This window comes from Micromonospora sp. NPDC003776 (assembly GCF_053605645.1).
This window is the reverse complement of record NZ_JBSGJR010000201.1, coordinates 1-10,706: the sequence shown is the minus strand read 5'-3', so window position 1 is coordinate 10,706 and position 10,706 is coordinate 1. Positions and strand designations below refer to the sequence as shown.

General features: G+C 72.7%; 11 protein-coding genes and 1 pseudogene. 3 read left to right on the top strand and 9 right to left on the bottom strand.

Annotated features, from left to right (window positions below):
• Positions 1-984 (top strand): annotated as a pseudogene (locus ACWEVO_RS17880) (ATPase); the annotation flags it as partial.
• Positions 985-1,037: 53 nt separating this feature from the next.
• Here the strand turns inward: ACWEVO_RS17880 and ACWEVO_RS17875 are convergent.
• The 3 genes from ACWEVO_RS17875 to ACWEVO_RS17865 are packed head-to-tail and all read right to left on the bottom strand — an operon-like array spanning position 1,038 to position 3,481.
• Entirely contained in the window at positions 1,038-1,892 is an 855-nt protein-coding gene (locus tag ACWEVO_RS17875) for an ABC transporter permease (RefSeq protein ID WP_452308645.1), read from the bottom strand.
• On the bottom strand, positions 1,889-2,902 hold the full coding sequence (locus ACWEVO_RS17870) for an ATP-binding cassette domain-containing protein (protein ID WP_452308644.1): 1,014 nt from the start codon (positions 2,900-2,902) through the stop codon (positions 1,889-1,891). Before ACWEVO_RS17870 ends, ACWEVO_RS17875 begins: the two co-directional genes overlap by 4 nt.
• A 24-nt stretch (positions 2,903-2,926) precedes the next feature.
• Complete coding sequence (locus ACWEVO_RS17865) at positions 2,927-3,481, bottom strand: NADPH-dependent FMN reductase (protein WP_452308643.1); 555 nt, start codon at positions 3,479-3,481, stop codon at positions 2,927-2,929.
• Between the two features lie 125 nt (positions 3,482-3,606).
• On the opposite strand from ACWEVO_RS17865, the gene ACWEVO_RS17860 reads away from it, so the two are divergent.
• Positions 3,607-4,107, top strand: a complete 501-nt coding sequence (locus ACWEVO_RS17860) for a GNAT family N-acetyltransferase (protein WP_452308642.1) — start codon at positions 3,607-3,609, stop codon at positions 4,105-4,107.
• A gap of 47 nt (positions 4,108-4,154) precedes the next feature.
• Here ACWEVO_RS17860 and ACWEVO_RS17855 read toward each other — a convergent pair whose 3' ends face one another.
• The 4 genes from ACWEVO_RS17855 to ACWEVO_RS17840 form a co-directional block, all read right to left on the bottom strand.
• Positions 4,155-4,322, bottom strand: coding sequence for a hypothetical protein (locus tag ACWEVO_RS17855; RefSeq protein WP_452308641.1), 168 nt, complete (start codon positions 4,320-4,322; stop codon positions 4,155-4,157).
• 10 nt (positions 4,323-4,332) lie between these two features.
• Complete coding sequence (locus ACWEVO_RS17850) at positions 4,333-5,409, bottom strand: glycosyltransferase family 2 protein (protein ID WP_452308640.1); 1,077 nt, start codon at positions 5,407-5,409, stop codon at positions 4,333-4,335.
• 243 nt (positions 5,410-5,652) lie between these two features.
• Positions 5,653-6,636, bottom strand: coding sequence for an aldo/keto reductase (locus ACWEVO_RS17845; protein ID WP_452308639.1), 984 nt, complete (start codon positions 6,634-6,636; stop codon positions 5,653-5,655).
• Positions 6,637-6,700: 64 nt separating this feature from the next.
• On the bottom strand, positions 6,701-7,450 hold the full coding sequence (locus ACWEVO_RS17840) for an SDR family oxidoreductase (RefSeq protein ID WP_452308638.1): 750 nt from the start codon (positions 7,448-7,450) through the stop codon (positions 6,701-6,703).
• Between the two features lie 102 nt (positions 7,451-7,552).
• Here ACWEVO_RS17840 and ACWEVO_RS17835 point away from each other — a divergent pair, with 102 nt between their 5' ends.
• Positions 7,553-8,395 carry a helix-turn-helix transcriptional regulator gene (locus tag ACWEVO_RS17835; RefSeq protein WP_452308637.1) on the top strand — a complete coding sequence of 281 codons (843 nt, stop codon included), beginning with the start codon at positions 7,553-7,555 and terminating at the stop codon, positions 8,393-8,395.
• Here ACWEVO_RS17835 and ACWEVO_RS17830 read toward each other — a convergent pair.
• Together ACWEVO_RS17830 and ACWEVO_RS17825 are read right to left on the bottom strand one after the other, a co-directional pair.
• Complete coding sequence (locus ACWEVO_RS17830; protein ID WP_452308636.1) at positions 8,389-9,465, bottom strand: hypothetical protein; 1,077 nt, start codon at positions 9,463-9,465, stop codon at positions 8,389-8,391. The two genes, ACWEVO_RS17835 and ACWEVO_RS17830, sit on opposite strands and share 7 nt — an antisense overlap.
• A 140-nt stretch (positions 9,466-9,605) precedes the next feature.
• Positions 9,606-10,460 (bottom strand): aldo/keto reductase, encoded by an 855-nt coding sequence (locus tag ACWEVO_RS17825; RefSeq protein WP_452308635.1) that lies wholly within the window; start codon positions 10,458-10,460, stop codon positions 9,606-9,608.
• Positions 10,461-10,706: the final 246 nt, after the last annotated feature.

Sequence of the window (10,706 nt, the reverse complement as noted above, 5' to 3'; positions counted from 1 at the left end):
GCCGCCGCCAGCGGCGATCCCGGGCGCTGCGCCCAGCTGCGCGAGGCGCTGATCCCGCACCGCGGCCGGTGGCTGGCCGCACTCTTCGGTTGCGACATCGGCGGCCCGGTCGACCACTGGCTCGCCGGCGTCGATGCCGCCCTGCACCGCTGGGACGACGCGATCGCCGGATACGAGGCGGCCCGCTACGCGGCCGACCGGATGGGTGCCCGGCCCTGGTCACTGATCAGCCGTGCCGCGCTGGTCGACGCTCTGACCGCCCGCGGCCGCGCGGGCGACGCGGCCGCGGCGCAACGGCTGCGCACCGCCGCGGCCAGCGAGGCTCGGGCACTCGGCATGGCGCAGGTGCTGCACCGGCTCGGCGCCGAGACGCCGGAGACAGCCGTCCCGGCGATCGTCGGACCGGACCCCGCAGCCGTCTCCGAGCAGGAGGCGGTCGACCACGAGTTCCGCCGGGACGGCGCGGTGTGGCGACTCGCGTACGCCGGCACCATGGTGCATCTGCCCGACGCCAAGGGCCTACACGACCTGCACCTGCTACTGAGCCGTCCGGGTGTCGACGTGCCGGCCGTCGAGTTGCTCGACCCCGCCGCCGGCCCCGAACTCGTCGCCGCCCGCCGCTTCGGCGGCGACCCCGTGCTCGACGACGAGGCGAAGGCCCGCTACCGGCACCACCTGCGTCGGCTCGACGACGAGATCGACCGGGCCGCCGTACACGGCGAGCAGGCAAAGGTGGCCGCCCTCGACACGGAGCGCGCCGCGCTGCTGGACGAACTACGCGCCGCGGCCGGGCTGGCCGGCCGCACCCGCCGGCTCGGCGACGAGGCCGAGCGGGCCCGCAAGGCGGTCACCGCCCGGATCCGCGACACCCTGCGCCGGCTCGACGACCGCCACCCCGCGCTCGCCCGGCACCTTCGCGACACCATCTCCACCGGAGGCACCTGCCGCTACCTCCCACCGGAGCCGGTGACCTGGCGCCTGTAGGGCACCCGCCGGTCGGGGGGGCGCCGCCAGGGCGGCACCCCCCGGCCGAGGAATCAGCGGCGGTTGTAGCGGTGCATGGTCAGCGTGCCGAAGACCACCACGAACCCGGCGCTCCACAGCAGCAGCCAGATCGTGTTCGTCGCGTCGACCGAGCCCGCGGTCGACGCGCGTACCGTCGCCACCAGGTGGGTGATCGGGTTGACCTTGACAAACGCCTGCAGCCAGCCCGGCATGGTGGCGGGGTCAACGAACACGTTGCTCAGGAAGGTCAGCGGGAACAGCACCATCATGCTGACCCCCATCACCGACTTCTCGCTGCGCAGCACGAGACCGAAGAACGTCCAGACCCAGGAGAAGGCGAACGAGAACACCACCAGCAGGCCGATCCCGGCCAGCACCCCCAACGGCCCGCCACCGGGCCGGAACCCGAGTGCCAGCCCCACGCCGAGAATGACGAGCGCGGCGAGGACGTAGCGCAGCACGTCACCGAAGATCATGCCGACCAGCGCCGCCGGCCGCCAGACCGGCAGCGTCCGGATCCGGTCGAAGACACCCTTCTCGATGTCGTTGTTGAGCCCGACACCGGTGTACATGGTGATCATCACGACGCTGGTCACCATGATGCCCGGCAGGAAGAACTGCAGGTAATCCCGCGGGCTGTCGGCGAGCGCGCCGCCGAACAGGTACGTGAACATCAGCACCATGATGATCGGGAACGCCGTCACGTCGAACAGCTGCTCCGGCACGTGCTTGATCTTCAGCAGCGCCCGCCAGCCGAACGTCAGCGAGGCCGACAGGGCGCCCGGCCGGGGCGGACGCGCCCCGGGCGCGAGGACGGTGGCCAACGCCTCGGCGGACGGCACGTAGACGGCCGGGGCCCGGCCGGTGGTGGTCGCGGTGTCGCTCATCGGGCTGCCTCCAGCTCGTCGTCCCGCTCGTCGGCCGCGACGGCGGGATGGTCGGTTAGGGCCAGGAACACCTCATCCAGGCTCGGCTGGCCGAGAGAGAAGTCGTCGACGACGATGCCCGCGCGGGCCAGCTCACCCAGGGCCCGCGCCGCCTGCTCGCCGGCCTCCAGGTCGGTGCCGTCCTCACCGACCCGCGCGGTCATCGCCACCGGATCGGGCGCCAACTGCACCGGCACCCCGAGCGCCGTCCGCAGCACCTGCTCGGCGGCCCGGCGCTGCTCCGGGTCGCGCAGTCGCACATGGATGGTGCCCGAGCCGACCGACGACTTCAGCTCGCCCGGGGTGCCCTCCGCGATCACCCGGCCGTGGTCGACCACCGCGATGCGGCCGGCCAACTGATCGGCCTCGTCCAGGTACTGCGTGGTCAGCAGCACCGTTGTGCCGTGCGCCACCACCGCCCGGACGATCTCCCACACCTGGTTACGGCTGCGCGGGTCCAACCCGGTCGTCGGCTCGTCGAGGAAGAGCAGATCCGGGGTGTTAAGGATGCTCGCCGCGATGTCGATGCGCCGGCGCATCCCACCCGAGTACTTCTTCACCTGCCGGCCCGCCGCCTCGCTGAGCCCGAATGCCGCCAGGAGGCTCTCCGCCCTGGCCCGGGCCGCCGATCTGCCCAGCCCGAGCAGCCGGCCGAGCAGGACCAGGTTCTCCAACCCGGTCAGGTCCTCGTCCAGTGAGGCGTACTGGCCGGTCAGGCTGACCCGGGCACGGACGGCGTCCGCCTGCGCCACCACGTCATGGCCGAATACCCGGGCCCGCCCGCCGTCGGGGCGCAGCAGCGTGGCCAGCACCCGTACCGCCGTGGTCTTTCCCGCGCCGTTCGGCCCGAGCAGCCCGTACACGGTGCCGGCGGGAACCTGCAGGTTCAGCCCGTCGAGCGCGCGGGTCGCGCCGAACGACCGGACCAGACCGTCGGCTTCGACGGCCGGGCCGGTGTTCCGGTTAGTCATGATCAGACCTCTCTTGTCGACATGTCAGGAGACGTACGGGCGCGCCGCGCGGCCCTCGCGCAGCGCCAGGCCCCACCAGCAGAGCTCGTCGAGCAGCACCCGGGCGTCCTGCCGGAGCTGCTCGGCCGCGGTTGCGGTCGGTGTGCCGGCGAACAGGTCCAGGCCGACGACATCGCGCACCGTCACCGCGTGCAGCGCGGTGAAGACGGTCCGGAGCTGGTCGACCGCGTGCAGTCCGACGGAACGGCAGCCGTACGACACGAAGCCGACCGGCTTGGCCTGCCATTCGTCGTACGCGTAGTCGATCGCCTGCTTCAGCGAGGCCGGAAAACTGTGGTTGTACTCCGGTGTGACCACGACGAACGCCTCCGCCCGGCGTATCTGCTCCACGAACGACCGCATCGCCTCGGTGGGCTCGGCGGGATAGCTCGCCGGGAAGTCGTACCCGGCGAGGTCGACGACCGTCACCGCCAACCCGGGACGCCGCCGCGTCTGATCAACGAACCAGTCGGCGATCCGGTCGCCCATCCGTCCCGCCCGGGTGCTGCCGACGATCACAGCCAACTGCAGCGGTGCCATCCGCCCTCCCGCCCTCGTAGGCCCTCATCCCGCAGGCGCGAGACGGCCGCCAGATCGGATCTGGCGGGCCGCCCGACTGTCGGTGGCGGCTGCTTCAATCGGCGCCGGAGCAGGAGGGGGACGGCATGACCGAGGTGCGGATCGCGCGCTGGAGCAGCGATGACCTGGCGCTGCTGCGGCAGCTCAACACCCACGAGGTGCGCGAGCACACCGGCGGGCCGGAAACCGACGAGCAGGTGCTCGCCCGGCACGAGCGCTACCTGCGCGGCCCGGGTCCGCGCAGCGGGCACATGTTCACCGTGGTGCTGCCCGACGGGGCGAAGGTCGGCAGCGTCGGCTACTGGGCTCGCGAATGGCGCGGCGCGCCGGTCTACGAGATGGGGTGGGCGATCCTGCCCGCCTACCAGGGGCGGGGGCTGGCGACGGCGGCGGTCCGCGCGGTGGTCGCGGAGGCCGCCGAGCGCGGGGACCGGCCCGTCGCGCACGCCTACCCGTCGGTGGACAACCCGGCCTCCAACGCGGTCTGCCGCAAAGCGGGCTTCACGCTGCTCGGGGAGACGGAGTTCGAGTACCCGCCGGGGCGGCTGATGCGCTCCAACGACTGGCGGATCGAGCTACGGAAGTGACGGCTGCGGCGCGCCGGCGACCCTGCCGGCGCGCCGCGACCGGACGATCAGCGCTCCTGCGGCCGGCGACGCATCACCGGTGCGAGCCGGACCAGAGCCAGGCCGGCGATGAGCAGGGTCGCCCCGGCCACCACCGACCAGGTGAGGCTGACCCCCGTGACCGGGAGGGTGGCCGTGCAACCGGCGGCAGCCGCCGCGCATCCACGGTTGTACATATTTTTCCTTTCAGGAGTTGATCCATACGCGGTCGGTCCCGCGTACGGTCTGGGCCAGCGCCCGCCAGTAGGCGAAGGAGCGGACCTGCTCGTAGCACCACTCGGGCAGCAGCGCGGCGGCGGTGAGCAACGCCCACCAGCCCTGCCGGCGAACGGTCAGCACCCGCTCGATGACGAAGATGCCGGTCAGCGGCAGCCAGCGCGGGTCCCACGGCAGGTCGCCGAGGAGGAACCAGCCGGCCACCACCGAGACCACGTAGAGCGGCACCAGCAGTGAGCTGCTGTAGATGCCGAGCTGCCGCAGCCAGTTGCCCGCGTTCCACCAGCGCAGACCGTACAGGCGCAGCGAGTCGAGCATCCCGCGCTGCCAGCGGACCCGCTGGGTGATCAGCGCCTGCACGCTGGGCATCGAGTCGGTGATCGCGTCGAAGCCGGGCGCGACCCGGGGACGGTAGCCGAGCGACCGGACCGCGAAGGTCATCTCGATGTCCTCGGTGGCCGGGTCGCGATGGTAGAACTCGCCCGGGTAGCCCGGCAGCCGGCCGGTGGCCCGGGCGGCGAGGATCCGCCGCACCACCGGGACCCGGAACAGGGTGGCCACCCCGGAGAGCACGACCGCCTTGCCGCCCTTGCGCCACACCCAGCGGGAGAACCGTGCGTACTCGTTGCCTTGGAGGATGTCCAGCAGCCGCGGCTGGCGGTCCAGGCGGTAGTCCGCGCAGACCGCGCCGACGCCGCGCCGCTGCAGTGCGCGGACCGCGGCCGCGACCGCGCCCGGGGCGAGGATGCTGTCCGCGTCGGTGACCAGGAGCAGGTCCCGCTCGTGCAGCGACGGCAGCAGCGCGTTGATCGACCAGTTGAGCGCGCCGGCCTTCTTGTGCGGGTTGGGTCCGGGCATGGTCCACACCTCGGCCCCGGCGGCCCGCGCGATCGCGGCGGTGTCGTCCGAGCAGTTGTTCGGCACCACGATGAGCCGGTCCACCGGGCGGGTCTGCGCCAGCAGGGCCCGGACCGTCGCGGCGATGGTGGCCGCCTCGTTGTAGGCGGGCACCACCACCACGACCCGGGTGTGCCGGTAGGTGGTCATGGTGCGGAGAGTCCGTTCCGTACGTCCGTCCCACGCCACCGTCACGGTCCCGTTACGACCGTGAGACGTCGATTTGCGTGGTCCGGATCAATATTGGACGGCCTCGACCTGCGCTTCCATGGCGACACGCCCGGATCTTGCAGGCTGACTATCTTGTCAGCCAGGCCCGCGTCGCCAGTCTCGTTGCCGGGACGGTCACCCGCCCCCGGCGGACGGCGGCGCGGCCCCGGCCGAACGGTGGAGTCAGCGTGCCGCGTCCAGCCGGGCCCGCTGCTCCGGGCTGAGTTCCAGGTCAACCGCGGCGAGGCTCTCGTCGAGCTGCGCCACCGAGGAGAAGCCGACCAGCGGGATGGTCGGCACCTCGCTGCCCAGCAGCCAGGCCAGCACCACCTGGTTGACCGTCGCGCCGGTCTCCGCCGCCACCGCGCGCAGCGCGGCCAGCCGGGCCGGGGTGCTCGGCAGGTCGTACTCCGCACCCAGCCGCTCCGGTCGGGCGTACGCGCCCTTCAGCAGCGGCGAGTAGGCGACCAGGGTGAGCTGCGGCTCGGCCCGCAGGTAGCTGGCCAGGTCCGGGCCGACGAAGCCCACGTCACCGTCCGGGTCCAGATCGCTGGGCAGGTCCAGCCGGGACGGCAGGTAGCTGCGGTGGTACTGGAGCACCTCGTACCCGGGCAGCCCGGCCGCCCCCGCGATCGCCCGGGCCCGCTCCACCCGCCAGGCGCGGTGGTTGCTCGCCCCCAGCAGCCCCACCGTGCCCTCGGCGACCAGCTCCGCGAAACCCTCCACAGTCTCCCGCAGCGGCACCGTCCGGTCCTCGATGTGCGCGTAGAGCAGGTCGATCTTCTCCACGCCCAGCCGTTCCCGGCTGCGCTCGGCCGACTCACGGATCACCTTCGCCGACAGCCCCTCCGGGTTGTCCAGGTAGCTGGTCCCCGGAGCGAGGGGCCGGGCGCCGAGCTTGGTGGCGATGACCACCTCGTCGCCGACGCCCCGGCTGCGCCGCCAGCGACCGAGCAGCTCCTCGCTCTGCCCGCCCTGGCCCCCGTCCCGCCAGAAGGCGTAGTTGTCCGAGGTGTCGATGAAGGTGCCGCCGGCCTCGACGTACCGGTCGAGGATGGCGAACGAGGTGGCCTCGTCGGTGGCGCTGCCGAAGAGCATCGCGCCGAGGCTGAGCACGCTGACCTCGCGGCGGGTGGCCGGATCGGTGCCGATGGTGCGGTAACGCATGGATTCCTCCCCGTCGTGACGATGCGACCACCCTCCACCTTCGAGCGCACGCGAAGTCAACGCCTCACCAGGGCAGCACGCCGTACCCGCCGCCGGCGTCCATCTCGAACCCCCACAGCAGCCCGCTCGGCCCGTCCGCCGCCAGCGTCGCCAGGTGCACGCTCACCTCCGCGCCCTGCTCGGGGGTGCGGAAGCCGCTGTGGTGGTTGAGGTCGGTGGCGCAGTAGCCGGGATTGGCCGCGTTCACCTTGATCGGGGTGTCCCGCAGCTCCTTGGCGTACATCGCGGTGACCATGTTCAACGCCGTCTTCGACGACGGGTACGGCACCGAGGTCAGCTCGAACAGGGCACCCTGCGGGTCGGTCATCACCGCGATCGAACCGACCTCGCTGGAAACGTTCACGATCCGGGCGGCGGGCGCCCGGCGCAGCAACGGCAGCAGCGCGTTCGTCACCGCCACCACCCCGAACACGTTCGTCTCGTACACCTCGCGCAGCGTGGCGAGGGTCGTCTCGCTGGGCAGCGCCGTGCCGTCGGCCCGGACGATGCCGGCGTTGTTGACCAGCACGTCCAGCCGGCCGTACTCCCGCTCGACCAGCTCCGCCACGGCGGCGGCCGACTTCTCGTCGGTGACGTCCAGCGCCACGAACCGGGCCTCCACCCCCTCCGCACGCAGCGCGCGCTCGGCCTCCCGGCCGCGCGTCTCGTCCCGCGCGCCCAGCAGCACCGTCATCCCGCGCGCGCCGAGCTGCCGGGCGGTGGCCAGGCCGATTCCCTTGTTGGCCCCGGTGATCAGGGCGATCGTCGTCGTCATGGGATCGAGGCTGCCGCGGCCGTCGCGCGGCCGGGAGAGACCCGTCGAGGCTGGTACCGGCGGTACCACCCTCGACGGCCCGGCGTGCGGCACGCTGGAGGCATGACCACGCTGCGCCGCGCCGAGCTGGCCGACTTCCTGCGCGCCCGCCGCGCTCGTTTGCGGCCCGCCGAGGTCGGCCTCCCCGAGGGGGTACGCCGCCGCACGCCCGGCCTGCGCCGCCAGGAGGTCGCGCAGCTCGCCGGCATCTCCATCGACTACTACATCCGCATCGAGCAGGGCCGCGGCCCGCACCCGTCCCGGCAGGTGCTCGCCGCGCTGGCCCGGGCGCTGCTGCTCAGCCGCGACGAGCGGGCGTACCTGTTCCGGCTCGCCGGGGAGAGCCCACCCGAGCCGACCGGGCCCAGCCGGGAGGTGCCGGTGGGGCTGCGGCACCTGCTGGACGCGATGACGGAGACGCCCGCGTACCTGGTCGACGCGGCGTACCACGTGCTGGCCTGGAACCGGATGGCCGCGTGGTTCGTCGGCGACCTGTCGGCGCTGCCCGTCGACGACCGGAACATGGTTCGTTGGATGTTCCGCCGGGAGGTCCCGGAGTCGTACTGGCTCGACCCGGAGGTGATCGCCTTCGCCCGCACGTCGATCGCCGACCTGCGCGCCGCGTACGGGCGTTACCCGTCCGATCCGACGCTCGCCGCGCTGGTCACCGAGCTGCTCGGGGTGTCACCGCGGTTCGCCGCGTTGTGGGCCGAGCACGAGGTGGGGGAGCGCCGCCCGACCGTCAAGCGGGTCAGCCACCCCGAGTTGGGGCCGCTGGAATTCGAGTGCCGGGTGCTGCACGTGCCGGAGACCGACCAGCGGCTGATCGTGTACGTCCCGGAGCCCGGCTCGCCGACCCAGGCGGCGTTCCGCCGGGTCGGCGAGCGAGCGGCGGCCGGTCAGTAGCCGGAGGTCACGGCGACCGTGGTGGTCTGGCCGTTCCAGGTGGCGGTGAGGGTCCCGGCCGCGGACGGCGGCAGGTCGGCCGCCCCGGTGAGCGGGAAGACCGCACCCGGGCTGCCGGGCGGGACGTCGACGAAGGCGGGGACGGTCACCCCGGGCAGGTCGACGGAGAGGTACACCCGCGCGCCGTCCGGGTTCGGCGCGTCGCCGATGCCGACCACGTGGTTGACGGTGCCGCCCACCCTGGCGTAGCCCGGCCCGACGGCGAACGTCGACGGGACCGCCGCGACCGGCGTGCTGTCCCGACTGGTGCCCAGGTACGCGCCCGGGTTGCCCTCGGCCGGGCCGCCGCCGTTGAGGTGGACGGGCACGGTGAAGCTGGCGGTGGTGGCGCCCTCGGGCACCACGACCAGGGCCGGGACCTGCACGTACACCCCGGTGTAGGCGCTGTTGGACCAGAGGTCGACGTGCTGGCCGCCCGCCCGTGCCGGGGCGGTCAGCTCCACCGTCCCGGTAATCGCCTGCTCGGCGAGCACGACCCGCCGGTCGAACCGCAGCTCCTTGATCGACTGCACGGCCGGGTCGACGGGCTCGACCGTGACGGTCCCGGCCGGGACGATGCCCTGTCCGGGTGCGCTCGCGTAGACGGTCTGCTTCCGCGTCTCCGTGACGTTGGCGGAGACCCGGATCGGGAAGCTCACGCTGGACCGCCCCTCCGGCACCACCACCCAGCTCCCCACGAAGGTGGTGTAGACGACGTCGGAGGCGTCGAGGTCGACCCAGAGCCCGCCCGCCGGCGCCGGGGCGCTGAGGTTGATCGTCTGGGTGGCCGACTGGCCGGCCGCGATGGTCGACGGGCTGATCGTGCCGGAGAGCACAGACGGGGTCGAGGTCGGCGGGGGACTGGCGGTGGGGCTCGCCGTGGGCCCGGGGCTCGCGCTCTTGGTGGGGTGCGGGCTCGGCTTTCCGGGCCGGCCGCTGGGGGCTGCGCCGGCACCGACCGGCGCGAGAGCGAGCAGCGCCACCGCGACAGCGGCGGCGCCGAGTGATCGGAGCAGCGTGGACGGTCGCATTCCGGTACCCCGTTTCGGTTGGGAAGGAGGATGGCCTGAGCCAACCCGCCCTTCCGGCCGCCGACCAGCCCGTCCCGGGGTTCCGTAGCAGTCTCGTAAGAAGTGGCGGGGCCCCGGGAGTCCGGGGCCCCGTCCGGCACTCAGCTCGGTACGTAGTCGAAGGTGTCCGGGTTCGGGCCCTGCCGGCCCGCCTCGCCCTTGTCCAGGCTGGTGATCCGGTCCATCGCCGCGTCGTCCAGCTCGAAGTCGAAGATCCGGCAGTTCTCCTCGATCCGGCTCGGCGTGGTCGACTTCGGGAAGACGATGTCACCACGCTGCACGTGCCAGCGCAGCACCACCTGAGCCGGGGTGCGACCCACCTGCTCGGCGATGTCGACGACCGTCGGGTCGCCCAGCACGTTGCCCTGGGCGATCGGCGACCACGCCTCGGTGAGGATGTTGTGCGCCTTGCCGTACGCGCGCACCTCCGCGTTGCCGAAGTACGGGTGCACCTCGATCTGGTTCACCGCCGGCACCACGTCCGCCTCGGCGGCCAGCCGCTCCAGGTGCGCCACCTGGAAGTTGGAGACGCCGATCGACTTCGCCCGCCCGTCGCGCTGGAACTCCTCCAGCACCTTCCAGGTCGAGACGAAGTCCCCGTCGTACAGGGTCGGCAGCGGCCAGTGGATCAGGAACAGGTCGAGGTAGTCGAACTGCAACGCCTGCAACGTCTGCTCGAACGCCTTGCGGGCGTCGTCCGGGCGGTGGAAGCCGTTGTTGAGCTTGCTGGTGACGAAGACGTCCCGCCGGTCCAGCCCGGACGCGCGGACCGCCTGCCCGACCTCGGCCTCGTTGCCGTACATCTCGGCGGTGTCGATGTGCCGGTAGCCCACCTCCAGAGCCTTCCCGACGGCCTGCGCGGTGTCCTTCGGGTCGATCTGGAAGACCCCGAAACCGAGCTGCGGGATGGTGTTGCCGTCGTTGAGCGAGATGTCGGGAACCGTGTTCGCGGCCATGAAAGCCTCATCTCCCATCGTCGGGGTGCGCTGCCATCGGATTGTCCTACCCGATCGGCTCAACTCCTCACGGCGTCGGCCGGGTGATCTGCGCCAACGTCACCGGCCTCGAAGAGGACCGGCCAGGGACGGGCGGCCGGCGCGGTCGCCGGCACCTGCGGCGTAAGCCCTCGCTGCCGGCGGCGGAGATGCAGCTGGGGCCGGGCTCCAGGTAGACCGTCCTCGGCTGGGTGATGTCCCGGCGGG